The sequence below is a fragment of the Deltaproteobacteria bacterium genome, from assembly GCA_009692615.1.
In the GTDB taxonomy this organism is placed as follows: Bacteria; Desulfobacterota; Binatia; order UBA9968; family UBA9968; genus DP-20.
In genome coordinates, this window is record SHYW01000001.1 from 21,413 (window position 1) to 39,137 (window position 17,725).

Sequence of the window (17,725 nt, forward strand, 5' to 3'; positions counted from 1 at the left end):
AAGAAATTCTGCTGCAAAAGACCATTTTGGTCGTCGACGACGAGGACGGCGTGCGCGAATCGGTGTGCGAAGTCTTGAGCGACGAAGGTTATCGCGTCGTCGATACCGCCGACGGCACGCGGGTGATGGAAATGATTCGCAAAGAAAAGCCCGAGTTGGTTTTGCTCGACATTTGGATGCCGCAGGTGGACGGCATCGGACTCCTCAAGGAAATCAAAAGCCAGGAGCCCGATATCAACGTCGTGATGGTTTCCGGCCACGGCAACATTCATACCGCGGTGACGGCGACCAAATATGGCGCCTTCGATTTCATCGAGAAGCCGGTTTCGTTGGACGGCCTGCTGGCCACGGTGCAGCGCGCGCTGGGCGAGTTGCCCGGCGCCCGCGAGCAAAAAAAGCTCCGCGTGCACAAAGCCAAGAGCGTGAAGGCGGCGAAGAATAGTTCGCCGACGGTGAAGCAGCGGACTTTGAAAAAGAGCGTCGTACTCTCGGGCCAGGGACTCCATTCGGGGGTCAAGAGCGGTTTGATCTTGCATCCCTTGCCGCCCAACAGCGGTATTCAATTCACCGGCATCTCCGCCGAGGTTCGGGTGCCGGCGCATTTGGATTATGTCGGCTCCACCGGTTACGCCACTTCGCTGCGCTCGAAAGGTTTCGCCGTCGGCACGGTGGAGCATTTGCTGGCGGCGTTGCACAGCTACGGCATCACCAACCTATTGATCAAAGTGCAGGGCGAAGTGCCGATCATGGACGGCTCGGCGTTGGACTTCGCCCAGTCCATCGAAGAAGCGGGCATCGATGAGGAAGACGCCGAGTTGGCACCCATCGTCATCGAGCGGCGCTATCAGGTTGACGCCGAGGGCGGCGAATCGATCGCCATCGAGCCCGCCGAAGCTTTGTCGGTGCGCTACCTCATGCGTTATCCGGCGCCGGTGGGGGAGCAGGAATACACCTATCACCATCGCGATGCGGCGTCGTTCAAAAATGAAATCGCGCCGGCGCGCACTTTCGCTTTTCTCCGCGACATCGCCAAGCTGCAAACCATGGGCTTGGCTAATGGCGGGCGGTTGAGCAATTTTATCCTCATCGACGACGAAAAAATCGTCAACACGGAACTGCGTTTTCCCGAGGAATTCGCGCGCCATAAAATATTGGACATCCTCGGCGATTTCTATTTGCTCGGCCGGCCGATTCGCGGCGCGATCACCGCGCGCATGACCGGCCACTCGGACAACATCGCGTTGCTGCGGCAAATCCGCGAAGCGATGAAACTCTAACCCGCTAGACGAAAGACCGCACGATGGACTCCAGCGCCCAGTATCAAAAACTTTTTACCATCAACGAAGCCAACGAACTGCTGCCGATCGTGCGGCCGTTGGTGGAGCGGATCTTGGATAACATTCGGCGCTTGAAACGCGCCAGCGAAACTGTGATTCGCACCCAGCAGCTCGATCCCGAAGCGCCGGACCTGATGAAACATCTGCATGCCGACGATGAGATCGCCCGGCTTGTCGGCGAAGTGCAGCAGTGGGTTGACACCATCAACGGTCATGGTTGCCAGTGTAAAGGCGTGGAGCAAGGATTGATCGACTTTCCCTGCGTCTACGGCGCCGAGGTGGTGTTTTTATGCTGGCAGCTGGGCGAACCGAGCGTGAGTTTTTGGCATCGCATCGAGGACGGCTTCGCGGGCCGCAAACCGCTACTCGACGGCGAGGAGGCCGAGCCCGACAGCGGCACGTCGATTCATTAGGTCAGCCGGAGGTTTCTCGTTTTCCGATCATCCCCCTTTGAAAAAGGGGGACCGAGGGGGATTTGAATTCTGCGCGGGTAAAAAACTACTGAAGAAAATCCCCCCTTCCCCCCTTTTTCAAAGGGGGGATCGTTCAATAGTAAATCTATGAAAGCGAAGCCGGCGGATGACGCCGCGGTGTTGTCCGCGCGAATTAAAACCGCGGCCCAACAGCTGGGTTTTGAATTGGTCGGCATCTCGGCGGTCAAAGCGCCGCTCCATGAGCAGTCTTTTGCGCAGTGGCTGCGCGACGGCTTCGCCGGCGAATTGGGCTACATGGCGCGCACTGAAACGTTGCGCCGCGATCCTCATGAGTTAGTTCCCTGGGCCGAGTCGGTAATTTCGGTGGGGCTCAATTATTTTACGCCGCCGGCGCGGCCCGAGTCGGTGGCCGGAACCGCCGGATGGATTTCCCGCTACGCTTGGGGCGACGACTATCACGAGCTCATGCAGGGCAAATTGCAGGCGCTGCTGCAAAGCATCGAGCAGCATGCGGGAACGCCGGTGCAGGGACGCGCCTTCGTCGACTCGGGGCCGGTGCTCGAGCGCGATCATGCTGGGGTCGCCGGTCTCGGCTGGATCGGCAAAAATACCCAACTGATTTCGCCCAAGAAGGGCTCGTGGTTTTTTCTCGGTGAGCTGTTCGTCGATCTGCCGTTAGTCTATGACCGGCCGATCCGCGACCGCTGCGGCAAGTGCGATCTCTGTCTCAAAGCCTGTCCGACCCAAGCTTTCGTCGGCCCCTACATTCTCGACGCTCGCCGCTGCATATCTTATCTCACCATCGAGCTCAAAGGTTTCATGCCGCGCCACCTACGGCCGCTGGTCGGCAATCATATTTTTGGCTGCGACATTTGTCAGGATGTTTGCCCGTACAATGTGAAAGCCGAGGCCAGCGCCGAGAGCGCCTTCGGCCCGCGGCCGGGTCTGCATGCGCCGCAGTTGACGCCGTTGCTATCGCTCAGCGCCGCCGAGTTTCGCGAAAAATTTCGCGGCAGCCCGATCTTGCGCGCCAAGCGGCGCGGTTTTTTGCGCAACGTCGCCGTCGCGCTCGGCAATCTCAAGAATCGCGCCGCCGTACCGGCGTTGATCGATGCCTTGAACGACGAAGAACCGTTGGTGCGCGGCCACGTTGCTTGGGCTTTGGGTGAGATCGGCGGCGATTCGGCGCTCGCTGCTTTGTCTCGCCGCCGGCAAATCGAATTGGATGAAACGGTGCTGAGTGAAATTGACGAAGCGGTGAAATCGCTGAGTCCGTTGAGTGCGATGGCGCCGGTCGAGTCCTGACTGGGTTTCCTTGATCTTCCCAGTTCTGGATGTTAATTCTCGCGGTGCATTTAAATAATATTTATTGAGGAAAATCTTTCCATGTCAGATTTCGTACTGTTCGAACAAAAGGGCCATGTCGCGATTGTCACGATCAACCGGCCCGACCGCATGAATGCTCTGGGCCATGAGGTGCGAACCGGTTTGGTCGACGCGTTTCTAAAAGTTCGCCATGAGCCGTCGATCAAAGTCGCGGTGATTACCGGCGCCGGCGATAAGGCGTTTTCCGCGGGCGCCGATTTGAAAGAGCACAACGAAATTTTTCAAAAGAAATCTTATCGCGTCGGGCCCGACTATGGCGCGCTCGACGAGCCGCCGCACTCGAGTCAACTTGCCATCGAAACCTACAAGCCGACCATCGCGGCGGTGAACGGCTACGCGCTGGCCGGCGGCTGTGAATTAACTTTGGCGTGCGATATTCGTATCGCATCGGAAAATGCCCGCTTCGGTTTGCCGGAAGCGAAGCGCGGCCGCGGCGCCAATTTCGCCACGGTGATGTTGCAGTATTTGATTCCGCGCGGCATCGCCATGGAAATGCTTTTCACCGGCGAGCAGATTTCCGCGCAGGACGCGTTGCGTTTTGGTCTGGTCAACCGGGTGGTGCCGTTGGCGGAATTATTACCGACCGCAGTGGCGTTGGCGGATAAGATCGCCGAAAACGCGCCGGTGTCGTTGCGCCGCATTAAAGAACTGTCGGTGAAGTCGATCGGCTCGCCGTTGCTGTTCGCATTGAAAATGGCGCCGGGGCCGAGCCCCTATGAAAGCCAAGACGCGCGCGAAGGCGCCAAGGCTTTCGCTGAAAAGCGCTCTGCGAAATATAAGGGCGACTGAAACTAAGGGTACTACGAGGCGCGCAAAGGTAGGGGGCGAAAAATTTTGCGCCCCTACGAGGAGAGACTATGAGCAACTATCCCAAAGTGGTTTTGACCGAAGAAGGCATGCGCGACGGTTTGCAAATTGAGCGCGCCGATATTCCTGTGGCGGGGAAGATTCGTTTGCTCGATATGTTGTCCGAGACTGGGCTTAAAGACATTGCCGTCGGTTCTTTTGTCAGCCCGCGCTGGGTGCCGCAGATGGCGTGCATCGACGAACTGGTCAAAGGCTTTCATCCCAAGCCCGGCGTCAGCTACACGGCGACGGCGTTGAACGACATGGGCCGGGAGCGCTTGCGCCAATATATTCCGCCGTTGAACGATCTCAAATATCAGGCGCAGACCGCGGTGTATCTGTGCGACGTGTTCGCTCAGCGTAATATCAACCGCACCATCGCCCAGCAAATGGCGCGCTGGCCCAAGGTGATCGACGAAGCCAAAGCGAAAAGCGCAAAGGAAGCCGGCATCAGCGTCAGTGCGGCGTGGGGCTCCAACTGGACCGGCCAAGTGTCGCAGGAAGACCGCATGAAGATGCTCGATCGCCAATATCAACTTTGGGACGCAGCGGGGATTCCCGTCACCAAGATCGGCATCTCAGATCCGATGGGCTGGAACATGCCGGATCAAGTGGAGCGCCAGCTCGAAGCGATTAAAAAACGCTGGCCGGCGATCAAGAGCTTTAACTTACATTTGCACAACACCCGCGGCATGGCGCTGACTTCCTCCTACGTAGCGATGCGCAACTTGGATGCCAGCGACACCATGCGCTTGCAGCCGGCCATCGGCGGCATGGGCGGTTGTCCGTTTTGCGGGAACGGCCAGTCGGCGGGTTTGGCGCCGACGGAAGATTTGATTCACATGATGGACGGCATGGGCATCGACACCGGCGTCGATCTCGACAAGTTGATCGAGGCGGTGTGGGTCGCCGAAGAGTTGGTCGGTCATCCGCTGTGGGGTCATGTGTCGAAGGGGGGACCGCGGCCGAGCGGCAAAAAACTTTACTCGATGGACATGCCGTTCGTCGAAACCCTCGATCATGCGCGCCACTTCATCAAAGGCGCCGCGGCGTACAAGGACGCGCCGTCGCCGTGGAAAGAAACGATCAAAAGCCCGCAGCGTCCGGAGACGATGAACGGCGATGCAGCGAAATCGACTTCAGAGCAGAGCGGGCGCTGGCTGCCGTTGTAGGATCACATTCGACAGAAATGTTTGAGGCGTTTTCTTCCTCATCGCGGAGGACGGGCGGTTTGCGATGTAGGGGCGAAATTTTTTTCGCCCTACAATAATCCGTCGTGGCACATCCAGGTAGTCATTGCGACGCTAATAATTCACCGGAGGAAGTTTTCGTGTCCGATCCTAGAGTTGGTTTACTATTTGATCCTAAATCCGTTGCCATCATCGGCGCCTCGGCGGATCTTGCCAAGGCGTCGGGGCTGCCGCTGCGCAATATTATTAACTCGAAATTCGCCGGCAAGATTTATCCTGTCAATCCGCGCGCGACGGAAATTAGCGGGCTTACCTGTTATCCAACCGTGACGGATTTGCCTGAAGCGCCCGATGTCGTGATCCTGATGGTCGATGCGAAACTGACGGCGCAAATCTTAGAAGAGTGCGGCAGGAAGGGCGTGAAAACCGCGATCATCGGTTCCGCCGGTTTCAGCGAGGACGGGCCGGAAGGGCAAGCGCGCCAAGACGAAGTCAGCGCCATTGCCAAACGCTACGACATTCGCGTCTGCGGCCCCAACTGTCACGGCACCTTCAATGTTTATAAAAATATTCCCTGCGGCTACGATCACGCCTTCGCTCTACCGATCAAGCCGGGACCGGTGGCGATCGCGTCGCACAGCGGCGCACTCTTGGGCGTCATCGGCCATCGCGCCGTGCAGGCCAATCAGGGATTTAGTTATATGGTCAGCAACGGCAACGAGATGGATGTCGATCTGTGCGACTTCACCGAGTTTTTTCTTGAAGACGACAACACCCAAGTGGTCGCTGTGCTGATGGAAGGTTTGAAGAACGGGCCGCGCTTTCTCCAACTCGCCGAGCGCGCGCACGAGCTTGGCAAAAAGATTGTCGTGCTCAAAGTCGGCAAGTCCGAGCGCGGCGCGTTGACGACCCTGGCGCATACCGCGCGCATGGCCGGCGCCGGCGAAGTTTACGAAGCGGCGTTTCGCCAGCACGGTATTATTTCAACGGATACCGTCGAAACCTTTCTAGGTAGCGCGCAGTTGGCGGCGCACCAACCGGTGCCGCGCGGCGGACGCCTCGTCGTCATGACATCCAGCGGCGCGGGCGCCAGTTTGATGGCCGACAAGGCGAGTGAATATGGCATCGAGCTTGCCGATATTTCCGAACAAGCTCAGTCGCGCATCCCGCAACGGCGCACGGCGATCTTGACCAATCCTTTCGACACCGCCGGCACTTCGCGGGCGCCGGGATTTCTTCAGGCGGCATGTGAAGCATTAGCCGAAGATCAAGCCAACGACTGCATGCTCATGTACATGGGGCCGCTGGCGGTGCGCCACGAATATGGCCGGCAGTTTGCCGCCGCCGCGGAGAAATTCAGCAAGACGGCGGCGGCGATCATCAATCTGTCCGAAACCGACATGCGCGATATTTTTCAAGAGAAGCATATCCCAGTCTACGATGCGGCGACGGATGCCTGTTTCAGAATGCTGCGCGGTTACATCGATTACGGCCAGTTCCTTGAACGGCGCAAAGCTGCGCCACGCCGCAGTTCGAATTCACAACCAGTGCGCGCCGGTGTCGAGGCAATTCTCAATGCGCAACGCGGAACGAAAATGCTGCCCGCTGCGCCAACGGTTGAGTTGTTGAACGCCTATGGATTTTCTTGCGCGAGCGCCGTTCTCGTTTCATCGATCGCTGAAGCGAAAGCGGCCGCGGCGAAACTTGGCTATCCGGTCATTCTCAAGGGTTTAGCGCCGAATGTGGCGCATCGCAGCGATGCGGGATTGGTCAGTGGAAAAGTCTCCGACGATGGCGGGCTTGAAAAAGCGTTTGCCGCAATCGCCGCTAAGTTAGCGGCGCCGCTGTCGGTCAGCGTCGAGAAGTTTATCGATCATGACCTCGAAGTGATTCTTGGCGTGAAGTATGACGCGACCTTCGGCCCGGTGATCCTCTGCGGTCTGGGCGGGATTTTTACCGAGGTCTTAAAAGATTTTGCGCTTCGGCTCGCGCCGCTGACTCAAGCCGACGCCGAAGAAATGCTGGCGGCGCTCAAAGCTTATCCGGTCTTGCAAAAATCGCCGCACAATGTCGAGGCGCTTATCCTTGCACTGCTCCGGCTGTCCGATCTCGCCGTGGAACTCAATGGCAGGATTCAGGCGGTGGATATCAATCCCATCGGCTTAAGCGGCGCATCGGCGCCGGCCTTGGTGCTCGACGCCAAGATTCATTGGTAAATTTAGCGGAAGCGGATGTCATGAAATCGTCGACGAGTTTTCTTGCAAGATTTTGTTTGGCCCTTGCGTTGGTTCCGCCCGCGCTTGTTGCGGCCCAGAGCGAGCACGACTTCAAAGGCAAAACCATTCGCATCGTCATCGGCACCAGCACCGGCGGTGGTGTCGATCTCTATGCGCGCTTGGTGGCGCAGTTTCTCGGTAAGCATTTGCCGGGCGAGCCGTTTATCATGGCGCAAAACATGCCCGGCGCGAGTTCCGTGGTTGCCGCCAATTACGTCTACAGCGTAGCCAAGCCCGACGGCTTGACCTTGGGCGCATTGCAGGGCGGCGCCTTTTTCGATCAGGTTCTCGGTCACAGCGCGGTGAAGTTCGATTGGTCCAAGTTCACTTGGATCGGCTCATCGGAGCGGCTGGAAGCGCAGCTCTACATGCGCGCCGATAGCCCGTACAAAACTCTCGACGACATTCGCCGCGCCAGCGAGCCGCCGCGCTGCGGCGGCGCCGGCACCGGCGCGACCGGCTACTTCGTGCCGAAGGTGCTGGAAGAAACCCTCGGACTGAAATTCAAAACCGTCACCGGTTATCAGAGCGGCGGCGAGATCGATGTCGCCGTCGAGCGCGGCGAACTGCATTGCCGCGCCTTTGACATCGGCAGCTTCGTCGGCCGCGATCCGACCCGCACTTGGTTCAAAAATGGTTATGTGAAGAGTTTGATTCAGACCGGCAGGAAACGCGACGTTCGCTTGGGCGACGTGCCGACGCTCTACGAATTGATGGACAAGCAGAAAACTTCCGATGCGCTGCGCCGCATGGCGACTGTGGTGCTCTCCTCCGGCGGTTTCGGCCGCCCGATGGTGGCGCCGCCAGGAATGCCGGCCGAGATCGCACGGATTATTCGCGACGGCTACGCGAAGATGTTGAAAGATGCGGAATTCATCGCCGAAGTAAAAAAGCGCCGCTACGATCTCGAACCGATCGGTTGGGAAGAGATGCAGAACTTGGCTAAAGAAGTGGTGAGTCAGCCTATCGACGTGGTGGAACGGGTGAAAAAGATTTTAGAAAATTAGCGCGCCGGCGCATTGTTTCCGTTTTACGCCGGTGTGAGTTCCTCCGTGTTTGACTACTAAAACTGTTTTCAGTATTCAAACACTATGCTGCCTGTGCTGACGGATCGCCAAAAAGCGATCTACAGTTTTCTCCTAAAAAATATTCGCGACAACGGTTTTGCACCGTCGATTTCGGAAATCGGTAAGCAATTCAAAATCGCCTCTACCAACGGCGTTTCCGATCATTTAAAAGCTTTAGAGAAAAAAGGATATATCCGCCGGGTCGGCACCCGGGCCATCGAAGTGCTCAGCGTCTTGGGGAAGACCGTTCTAGGCACGACGCGCGAAGTGCCGTTACTTGGGCGGGTGGCGGCCGGCAAGCCGCTCTTGAGCGAGGAAAATATCGAAGGGCTGCTGTCGATTCCCAGCGACATGGGCAGCGGCAAACTTTTTGCCTTGCAGGTCAAAGGCGACAGCATGACCGGCGCCGGCATCCTCGACGGCGACCGGGTGATCATCAAGCAGCAGGGCGGCGCGGAGAACGGCGAGATTGTCTGCGCGATCATCGACGGCGAAGCGACCCTCAAACGATTCTACAAAGAAGACGGCGTCGTGACGCTCAAGGCGGAAAATGAAAAATACCCGCCGATCACGGTTTCCCAAGGCGAGTTCCGCATCGCCGGAAAAATTGTCGGCCTGCTGAGGAAGTTTTAGCAGCGATTTTGGTATTACAACTGACGAATAATTTTCAGCGAGTCCGACTGTGAGATCAGAATTATGAAATCGGAAATTCCGAGCGAAGCGAGGATCGACGCGTTCACCGCCGAAGTGATTCGCAGCGCGCTGATCGCGATCACCGGCGAGATGAAGACCAATCTGATGCGCACGGCGTATCACACGATCATCTACGAGGCGGAGGATTTTACCGTCGGGTTGTTCGACGCCGACGGCAACACGATTTCTATCGGCCTCGGTCTGCCGATGTTCATCCGCGGTTTGTCCGACGCGATCAGAGCCAAGATCGCCCATTGGGGCAAGGACAATATTCATCCCGGCGATATTCTCCTCACCAACGACAGCTACATCATGGGCAGCCATTTGAATCACATGATTTATACGCTGCCGATTTTCAACGACGGTGAGCTGGTGGCGTTCTCATCGTCGATGGCCCATTGGCAGGATATCGGCGGGCAGTTGGGCGGCATTACGCGGGATATTTTCTCCGAAGGTTTGCAGCTGCCGTTCGTCAAACACTTTCGCGCCGGCGTCGAGAACAGCGAGATCACCGACATCATCAAAGCCAACGTGCGGGTGCCGTCGCGGGCGATGGGCGACCTGCGGGCGCAGCTGGCGGCGATCCGCACCGGCGAACGGCGGGTCATGCATCTTCTCAAACGCTACGGCAATCGGGCGTTCAAAGAGAGCATTCAAATAGTTTTCGAGCAGAGTGAAAAGCTGGCGCGGGCGGCGGTGGAGAAAATTCCCGACGGCGTTTATCAGGCCGAGTCGTTTATGGACGACGACGGCGTCAACATCGGCAAGCATATTCCGATCAAAGTGCGCATCGAAGTGCGCGGCGATCAGATGACCATCGACCTCTCCGGGGTCGCGCCGCAGGTGGCGGGCTTTTACAATTCCGGGCCGACCGCGGGCCGCTCGGCGGCGGAATTGGTTTTCAAATGCATCACCACGCCGCTGCTGTTGCCGATCAACGAAGGTTCGTTTCGACCGTTGAAAATTATTTTACCGCCGGGCCGGGTGGTGAGCGCGATGAAGCCGGCGCCGGTGCGGGTCTGGCACACGGTGCCGATGACGGTGTGCGACACGCTGTTCAAAGCGCTCGCCGACGCTTGTCCGGAGCGGACGATTGCCGGGCATTACGCCGATCTGTGCATCGTCAATCCCCATGGCTTCGATATTGAAACAGGAAAATTCTTTTTTGCGCATATCGGCCATCCCGGCGGCGGCTGGGGCGCCAAGTCGGATCAGGACGGCATGAGCGCGACGGTGGCGCTCAACGACGGCGACACCCACAACTCGCCCATCGAAGCGACCGAAGCGAAGAGTCCCATCGTCATCGAGCAGCGCGCGCTGCGCCAAGACTCCGGCGGCGCCGGCAAGTTTCGCGGCGGTCTGGGCGTGGCGCAGCAAACCCACGTGCGCAAAACCGCGACGATCTATTCGCGCATGGAGCGGACGATTTGCGCGCCCTGGGGTTTGCACGACGGCAAAGCGGCACTGGCCAATCGCGTGTCGATCATCCGGCGCGACGGTACGAAAAAGAGTTTCGCCACCGGTAAATTCAATCCGACGGAGCTCGCCGAAGGCGACGGCTTTTTGGTCGAGACCGCGGGCGGCGGCGGCTTTTGGAGTGCCTTGGAGCGGGAACCCGAGAAAGTGCTGAGCGATGTGCGCTCAGGTTACGTCTCCTTGGACGCGGCGCGCAGTGAATACGGCGTGGCGATCACCCAGCGCGGACGCAGGTTTGAACTCGATGTTGAAACGACCGCGGTGTTGCGGCGCAGTTTGGATCGATGAAGGGCCTCGGATTCGGAGTGTCTCTCGCAAAGGCGCAAAGACGCAAAGTTCGGAAAGATGTTTTGTAGGGGCGCGATTCATCGCGCCCTCTGACTTAACCTTTGCGCCTTAGCGCCTTTGCGAGAAAAAATCTCTTTCCGAACCGACCTTGGAAAAAAGTGAATTATGGAACAGCTCACAGCAAACGTTTTCGTGGAAACGCAGCAGAAGGGCGCCAATCATGGGTTGGTGACGACTTCGGACGGGCTGGTTCTCATCGACACGCCGCACAGGCCGAGCGACGCAGTGCGTTTGCGCGCTGAAATTGAGCGGCGCGGCAAGCTGCGTTACATCATCAATACCGAGCCGCACAGCGACCACTGGACCGGCAATGCGTTTTTCGACGTGCCGGTGATCGCCCACCATGGCGTGCGCGCGCGCATCCTTGAAACTGACACAGCGACTCATCTCGCGCGGGTCGCTTCTTTTGGACCTGAAGAGCCGAAGCTCTTGGAGAACTATCGCGCCAACGCGCCGGTGATTACCTTCGAAAGCGAGATGAAACTTCACGTCGGCAATCACACCTTCCGCATGATCCACATGCCCGGCCACACGCCCTATCAAGCGGCGGTGATCGTCGAAGAGGAAGGCGTGACGTTCACCAGCGATAATATTTTCTGTAAAGTGCAGACCTGGATACAGGAAGGCCAGCCAGATGACTGGCTGAAATCGCTCGAATCGTTGCGTGCGCTGGGCGAAGATACTTTCGTTCCCGGCCACGGGCCGGTGTGTGATAAAAGTTATTTAAATGAGCAAGGCGGGTTCATTCAAGAATGGCTCGACTACGTGCGCGGCGCCATCGGGCGCGGCATGAGCAAAGAAGAATGCGTGACGAATCTCACGTCGTTGACCGACAGATATCCGATGGATGTCGAGCAAGACGGCATGGCGCCGCGGGTGATGCAGCTGAATGTTGCTAATCTGTACGACTATTTGACGGCGGCGGGAATCCACGCTCGTAGGTGATAGAGATCAGAAGTTAGAAGTCAGAGTTCAGACGGCAGAAGTCAGCAAAGAATGGGAGGGTCGCCATGAAGTTAAGAAGTCTTATCGCGGTGTTCGTAAGTCTTGTGTTCACAACAGCTTCATTCGCCGCCGCGCAACAGCCGGCAAAAATCCCGCGCATCGGTTACGTGTCGGGAACCGGTGACGCGATTAATCAGGGTCCCTACGTCGAGGCATTGCGCCGAGGTCTGCGCGAGCTCGGTCACGTCGAGGGGAAAAACTTCATAATCGAGTATCGCGGCGCCGAGGGGAAACTAGATCGTGTCCCAAGTCTCGTAACCGAGCTTCTGCAACTCAAGGTGGATATCCTTGTCGCGTCGATTCCCCAAGCAATCTTCGCGGCAAAGAAGGCAACCCAAGCGATTCCGATTGTTATGGTAACCGGTCTGGATCCTGTCGCGACTGGACTTGTCGATAGCTTGGCGCACCCCGGAGGAAATATCACTGGACTCGCCACACTGAGTCTGGAGTTAAGCGAGAAGCGACTGGCGTTGCTTAAGGAGGTCGTGCCGCGGGTATCGCGCGTTGGAGTTCTGCGGAATCCAACCGAGCAAGCTGGAATTATTGCTTTCAAAGAGTATGAAACCGCGGCGCGCATTCACAAAGTCTAACTACGATCCCTTGACGTTCAAGGGCCAAACCCTGACTTAGAGGCGGCTTTTCAAAGCGCGGCCAAAGCACGCGTGGGCGCGCTCATCACCGTCACGACCGCGCCTCTGCTGCTGCAGTCGGAGCGAATCGCCCAACTGGCCATTAAGCACCGCTTGCCTTCGATGTTCCAAGGCGCAACTTGGGTAGATGCGGGCGACCTGATGTCTTACTCAAGCAATGATCTTGACGCTTTTCGCCGCGCCGCCACGTACATTCACAAAATTCTCAAAGGCACGAAGCCCGCTGATATACCCGTTGAGCAGCCGATGAAGTTCGAGTTCGTGATCAACTTGAAGACGGCGAAGCTGATCGGGCTGAACATCGCGCAGTCGGTGCTGTTCCGGGCGGACCGGGTGAATCAGTGAAGAAGGCATGAGGCATGAGGCGAAAGTAATGAGAAATCAGATGAAACGATTTATTTTAGTATTAGCCCTGAGTTATTTGTTCTCATCGCTTAACGGTTTGACGCTGGTCGGCGCCGCGGAAAAAGTTCCGCGCATCGGTATTCTTTTCATGGGCGGCAAAGATCAGCCGCATCTGGAATCGTTCAAGCAAGGTCTGCGCGCGCTTGGTTACACGGAGGGGAAAAACATTATCATCGAGTACCGCTACGCCGAAGGCAACCAGGACCGGCTCGGCGATCTTGCCGCCGAGTTGGTGCGCGACAAAGTCGATGTCATCGTTACCACCTCTGGGATCAGCGCCAACGCGGCTCGACGGGTAACCCAAACGCTACCGATCGTCATGACCACCGGCGATCCACTTGAGTCGGGGCTTGCCGCGAGCCTGGCGAAACCGGGCGGAAACGTGACCGGCTTGAGCATCATGTTGGCCGACATGAGCGTCAAGCGGCTAGAGCTGCTTAAAGAATCCTTTCCCAAACGAACCCGCGTTGCGGCGCTGTGGAGCCCGGGCCAGCGCGAAGCGGTCATCGGATTTAAAGAAACTGTAGATGCCGCCAAAGTTTTATCCTTACGTTTGCATCCGTTGGAAATAAAGTCGGCCGCTGATATCGACCCCGCGTTCGATGCGATGACCAAGGCGCGCGACAGTGCACTGGTGGTAATCCTGTCGCCGCTCGCCACGCTGAACTCGAAACGCATCGTCGAGCTCGCGCTTAAGCACCGTCTACCGGGAATCTATCCGACTCGACAGTTTGTCGAGGAGGGCGGGCTGATGGCCTACGGCCCGTTGATCGGCGATCTGTACCGCCGCGCGGCAACCTATGTGGACAAAATTCTCAAAGGAAGAACGCCCGCCGACCTGCCCATCGAGCAGCCGATGAAATTCGATTTCGTCATCAGCCTGATAGCGGCCAAGCAGATCGGCGTGACGGTTGCGCCGAATGTGCTGGTGCGGGCGCAGAGGGTGATTCGATGAGCCGAGTCGTTAAGGGGATTGAGTAACGATTGCCAATATCAGGGTCCGGGCGACGGCGTGAGTTTGGTTTCGAGTGCGGCGACTTCTTGTAAGGCAAGCCACTCGTCCGGGTTGAGCACGGAGATCGTAGCGGCATCGAAGTCTTTTTTGTTTCGGGTGATGAGATGATTGACGGCGATCGATTCAGCGCTGACAAGTTGAATATTGTCTTCAAAGTCGGGGCCTGCAGCGATGATTGCCCGATCGAGGACGGCTTGACTCAAAGCTACCAGATGAAGCCCACTCAAGATCGCTTGGGCGTCGGCACGCGCGGTAGTTTCGTCTACGACTCTGCGCCGAAAGAAATAAATCAAGGGCAATGTGAGCGCGGATGTCGAGCTCTCGATCTCTTGCGAGCGCCGCGCCAGGTTAAGCACACGGAGACTCTCTGTCCAACCGCGCCGCTTGGTCATCACGTCAATGAAGACATTGACGTCGATGAAAATCTTCAATCGGTTATTCTCCGCGCAACGATCTCACGAATCAGCGCCTTGTCGTCCTCGACGGGATTTGCCGGATGGATACCGACTAGGGCAAGAAGATCAGGATCGATCGCCACGTCGCGACACGGCTTTGCTAACTCGTCGCGGTCGGTGTCGTTGTGTCGCGCTAGCGCTTCATCCCGCTCTTTTTGTTCAAGGAGGGAAAGCAGCTGGCGTTCGAGGGCGCGCAAGGTCGATGCATCCTCGTTGCGCACGAGCTTGAGCAACTCATTTACTTGTTCTGGTGTTTTACCCATGGTGGACCAGATTATAGACGGCGGCCTGACCAAGGGTCAAGCTCGCACTGGGCGTCGATAAGATATTCGCCAAGCAGATCGGCTTGAAAATACCGCTATTGATTGTTGCCTCATGCCTATCGCCTATCTGCCAAACGCGCCGCTCTTTTCCAACTCGACCAAATAGCGCCGGTCTATCATGTCGGCGGGCTTGATCGCTTTGGCGCGCGCGTCGAGAGGCGCGATCTCGTCGAGGGACGCTTGCAGCGCGGCTTCATGAATTTCCAAACGTTGCTCCAGCGCGGGGATCTCGGATTGGTAGGCGGCATCGAGCACTTTGGTGTCGGTGATGCGCATGTATTTGCCGATCACCTTGTAAACGAAGGCTCGGTCCGTGTGCATGATTCTCGACGCTTCCGCCATGGAGCGCATGAAGCGGCCGATGACCGGGCCGCGTTTGTTGATCAACGAGCGCAGGGTGACGACGCAGGTCGCGGCGTAGGGAATCTTGAGATCAAAACCGTTGACGACATAACGGTAGCCGCGAGACGCCACCTGAAAGTCTCCCGGCGCTACCAATCCAGCGGCGTCGACGTTGCCGCCGAGCAGCGCTGCGACCGTTTCCGGTCCGCCGCCGGTTTGAATGGTCTGAATGTCACGGCTGGCATCCATGCCCAAACGTTTCAGCGCTTGTACGACGAAAAAGTGGGTGTTGCCGCCGAAGCGGCCGACGGCGACTTTCTTGCCCTTGAGATCTTGCGGGCTCTTGATGTCGGCCTTGCCCATGATGCTGTGGGTTAAAAAATTTTTCATGCCGCCGATGAAGACTAGATCGGTGCTGCCTTGAACGATGGCGCGGACGTTGGCAACCGCGCCGGTGACGCCGATCTCGGCATCGCCGCTCAACGTCGCCGCGGTGGCGACCGGCGACGAGGGGATGAAAACTAAATTGAAGTCGAGATCGTATTTCTTGAACAGGCCGGCTTCCCGCGCGATCCAGGGCATCGACTGCGACAACACTTGCGCCGAGTGAAGACCGATCAACCGGTCCGCGGACCTGGCGTGTCTGGGACAGCCGATGGTCATGATGGAGACGAGCAGAATGGACAATGAGATTTTGTCGGCGATTCGCATTTTCGTGGTCCTCCTTAACGCGTCATCACGGCTAACGATTCAACATGAAAGGTTTGGGGAAAAAAATCGATCGGTTGCACTGAGCGAAGTTTATAACCCAGCTTGGCGAGGTTGGCCAGGTCGCGCGCCAAGGTCGTCGGGTTGCAAGAGACGTAAATAATTTTCTCGGCTTTGAGCGCGGCCAAGTCGGCTTCGATGCCTTTGGCGCCGGTGCGCGGCGGGTCGAGGACGATTTTGTGATAGCTCTGCCGTTGGCGTTTTAGGCGCGCCACTGCTTGGGGCACGCTGGCGCATTGCCATTCGATATTTTCCAGCCGATAGCGCTGCGCGTTGAGTTCGCCGCTGGCAATCGCCGCGCGATGACCTTCGATAGCCGTCACCTGGGCGACGCGACGAGCCATTGGCAAAGTGAAATTGCCGGCGCCGCAGTAGAGATCGAGAACCTTATCTTGGGGTTTAAAATCGCCGGCGGCGAGCAGTTGCTCGATCATTTGCCGGTTGCCGTCGCTGTTTACTTGAGTGAAGACATCGGCGTCGACTTCGAGCGTGAGTTCTCCTTGGAGTCTGACGGTGATCAGCGTGCGGCCGTAAACTTTTCGTTCGTGGCGCGTTTGAATGATCAAGCCGCCGATGCCGTTGTCGGCGCCGACCAATCGTTCGCAGGCTGACTCGTTGCCAGTGAGAAACGACTCGGCTGGCTGGGCGACCGCGACGAGTTCGTTAGCTTCATCGCCGCCGACCAGCTCCAAATGTTCGATTGCGCCGTTGAGTTCGTTGAGCCAACGGCGCAGTTCAGCGAGTGGCGCGTTCAAGCGCGCGTCGGCGATCGAGCAGGAGTCGATTTCGACAATGCTGTGGGAGCCGGGGGCGAAGAATCCCAAAGTGCCATCGGCGCCGACTTGCAGACGAATGCGCCGGCGATAGTGAAATGGATCGTCGGCGGCGATGATCGGCTTCAGTTCAAAATCGCCGAGCTTGCCGATGCGCCCGAGCGCGTCGGCGACGCTTTGCTGTTTGGCTTTGAGTTGCGCCGGATAGTTTAGATGCTGCCAGGAGCAGCCGCCGCAACGGCCGACGTAAGGGCAGGGCGGTGTTTGGCGCAGCGGCGAGGGCTCGATGAGGCGCAGGATTTCGCCGATAGCGTAGCGCTCTTTGGATTCGACAATCCGCGCCAGGAGCTTATCGCCAGGCGCGCTGTCGGCGATCATCACCGCCTTGCCATCCAGGCGGCCGACGCCGTAAGGCCCGTAGGCGAGAGCGTCGATAACGATCTCGGCCTCTGGTTTGAGTTCAACTTTCGCGTTAGTCTGTGCCATCTGTGCAATCCGGACAAAGAAACAAGAACATTTAACCGCAAAGAACGCAAAGTAGGCAAAGAAAAAACATCGGCAAGACATGGAACCGCAAGACGATCCGCGCTTTATCAAAGGCATCGAGGAGTTTAACCGGCAGCTTTTTTTTGAGTGTCATGAGACCCTCGAAGAGTTGTGGCTCGAAGAGCGCGGCGAAGACCGCAAGTTTTATCAAGGCATCATTCAAGTCGCCGCCGGCTATTACAAGTTGCAACAGGGTGTGCCGGTTGGCGCGCTCAAGTTGTGGCGTACGGGACTAGAAAAGCTTCAGCCCTTCGAGCCGGTCTACTACGGCATCAACGTCGAGTCGTTGATCGGCGCCGTACGCGCCAACTTGGCGCAGTTGGAAGCCGGCGAACCCAACGCCGTCGATGTCTTGTTGCCGCCGACCATCGCATTGTTCTGCTAACCAAC

18 protein-coding genes are annotated in these 17,725 nt (G+C 57.7%); 14 read left to right on the forward strand and 4 right to left on the reverse strand.

The genetic code is table 11. The features are described 5' to 3' along the window. Nucleotides 1–8: 8 nt before the first annotated feature. From lpxC to EXR70_00165, 13 genes are all read left to right on the forward strand, one after another. On the forward strand, nt 9–1,277 hold the full coding sequence (gene lpxC, locus EXR70_00105) for a UDP-3-O-[3-hydroxymyristoyl] N-acetylglucosamine deacetylase (protein MSP36874.1): 1,269 nt from the start codon (nt 9–11) through the stop codon (nt 1,275–1,277). Nucleotides 1,278–1,300: 23 nt separating this feature from the next. Then, the gene (locus EXR70_00110; protein ID MSP36875.1) at nt 1,301–1,750 is read left to right on the forward strand and encodes a DUF2203 family protein; all 450 of its coding nucleotides are present in this window, start codon (nt 1,301–1,303) and stop codon (nt 1,748–1,750) included. 147 nt (nt 1,751–1,897) lie between these two features. Then, nucleotides 1,898–3,076, forward strand: coding sequence for a tRNA epoxyqueuosine(34) reductase QueG (queG, locus tag EXR70_00115; protein MSP36876.1), 1,179 nt, complete (start codon nt 1,898–1,900; stop codon nt 3,074–3,076). An 81-nt stretch (nt 3,077–3,157) separates the two neighbouring features. Then, nucleotides 3,158–3,946: an enoyl-CoA hydratase/isomerase family protein gene (locus EXR70_00120; GenBank protein ID MSP36877.1), complete on the forward strand. Its 789-nt coding sequence runs from the start codon at nt 3,158–3,160 to the stop codon at nt 3,944–3,946. A gap of 68 nt (nt 3,947–4,014) precedes the next feature. Further along, on the forward strand, nt 4,015–5,175 hold the full coding sequence (locus EXR70_00125) for a citramalate synthase (GenBank protein MSP36878.1): 1,161 nt from the start codon (nt 4,015–4,017) through the stop codon (nt 5,173–5,175). Nucleotides 5,176–5,279: 104 nt separating this feature from the next. Next, nucleotides 5,280–7,409, forward strand: a complete 2,130-nt coding sequence (locus tag EXR70_00130) for a CoA-binding protein (GenBank protein ID MSP36879.1) — start codon at nt 5,280–5,282, stop codon at nt 7,407–7,409. A gap of 20 nt (nt 7,410–7,429) precedes the next feature. Then, on the forward strand, nt 7,430–8,476 hold the full coding sequence (locus tag EXR70_00135) for a hypothetical protein (protein ID MSP36880.1): 1,047 nt from the start codon (nt 7,430–7,432) through the stop codon (nt 8,474–8,476). Nucleotides 8,477–8,563: 87 nt separating this feature from the next. Further along, the gene (gene lexA / locus EXR70_00140; protein MSP36881.1) at nt 8,564–9,169 is read left to right on the forward strand and encodes a transcriptional repressor LexA; all 606 of its coding nucleotides are present in this window, start codon (nt 8,564–8,566) and stop codon (nt 9,167–9,169) included. Nucleotides 9,170–9,232: 63 nt separating this feature from the next. Beyond that, entirely contained in the window at nt 9,233–10,993 is a 1,761-nt protein-coding gene (locus tag EXR70_00145) for a hydantoinase B/oxoprolinase family protein (GenBank protein MSP36882.1), read from the forward strand. A gap of 165 nt (nt 10,994–11,158) precedes the next feature. Next, complete coding sequence (locus EXR70_00150) at nt 11,159–11,998, forward strand: MBL fold metallo-hydrolase (GenBank protein ID MSP36883.1); 840 nt, start codon at nt 11,159–11,161, stop codon at nt 11,996–11,998. A gap of 65 nt (nt 11,999–12,063) precedes the next feature. After that, nucleotides 12,064–12,648, forward strand: a complete 585-nt coding sequence (locus EXR70_00155; GenBank protein ID MSP36884.1) for a hypothetical protein — start codon at nt 12,064–12,066, stop codon at nt 12,646–12,648. Nucleotides 12,649–12,720: 72 nt separating this feature from the next. After that, the gene (locus EXR70_00160; protein ID MSP36885.1) at nt 12,721–13,053 is read left to right on the forward strand and encodes a hypothetical protein; all 333 of its coding nucleotides are present in this window, start codon (nt 12,721–12,723) and stop codon (nt 13,051–13,053) included. Nucleotides 13,054–13,060: 7 nt separating this feature from the next. Beyond that, on the forward strand, nt 13,061–14,068 hold the full coding sequence (locus EXR70_00165) for an ABC transporter substrate-binding protein (GenBank protein ID MSP36886.1): 1,008 nt from the start codon (nt 13,061–13,063) through the stop codon (nt 14,066–14,068). 38 nt (nt 14,069–14,106) lie between these two features. On the opposite strand, the gene EXR70_00170 is transcribed toward EXR70_00165, so the two are convergent. From EXR70_00170 to rlmD, 4 genes are all read right to left on the reverse strand, one after another. Further along, nucleotides 14,107–14,559 carry a PIN domain-containing protein gene (locus EXR70_00170; GenBank protein MSP36887.1) on the reverse strand — a complete coding sequence of 151 codons (453 nt, stop codon included), beginning with the start codon at nt 14,557–14,559 and terminating at the stop codon, nt 14,107–14,109. Continuing rightward, nucleotides 14,556–14,816, reverse strand: coding sequence for a hypothetical protein (locus EXR70_00175; GenBank protein MSP36888.1), 261 nt, complete (start codon nt 14,814–14,816; stop codon nt 14,556–14,558). The genes EXR70_00170 and EXR70_00175 overlap by 4 nt, the downstream gene beginning before the upstream one ends. A gap of 153 nt (nt 14,817–14,969) precedes the next feature. Then, complete coding sequence (locus EXR70_00180; protein MSP36889.1) at nt 14,970–15,959, reverse strand: ABC transporter substrate-binding protein; 990 nt, start codon at nt 15,957–15,959, stop codon at nt 14,970–14,972. A 14-nt stretch (nt 15,960–15,973) separates the two neighbouring features. Beyond that, complete coding sequence (gene rlmD / locus EXR70_00185; GenBank protein ID MSP36890.1) at nt 15,974–17,392, reverse strand: 23S rRNA (uracil(1939)-C(5))-methyltransferase RlmD; 1,419 nt, start codon at nt 17,390–17,392, stop codon at nt 15,974–15,976. Between rlmD and EXR70_00190 the strand changes: the two genes are divergently transcribed. Then, on the forward strand, nt 17,355–17,720 hold the full coding sequence (locus EXR70_00190) for a DUF309 domain-containing protein (protein ID MSP36891.1): 366 nt from the start codon (nt 17,355–17,357) through the stop codon (nt 17,718–17,720). The two genes, rlmD and EXR70_00190, sit on opposite strands and share 38 nt — an antisense overlap. The last annotated feature ends 5 nt before the right edge of the window (nt 17,721–17,725 follow it).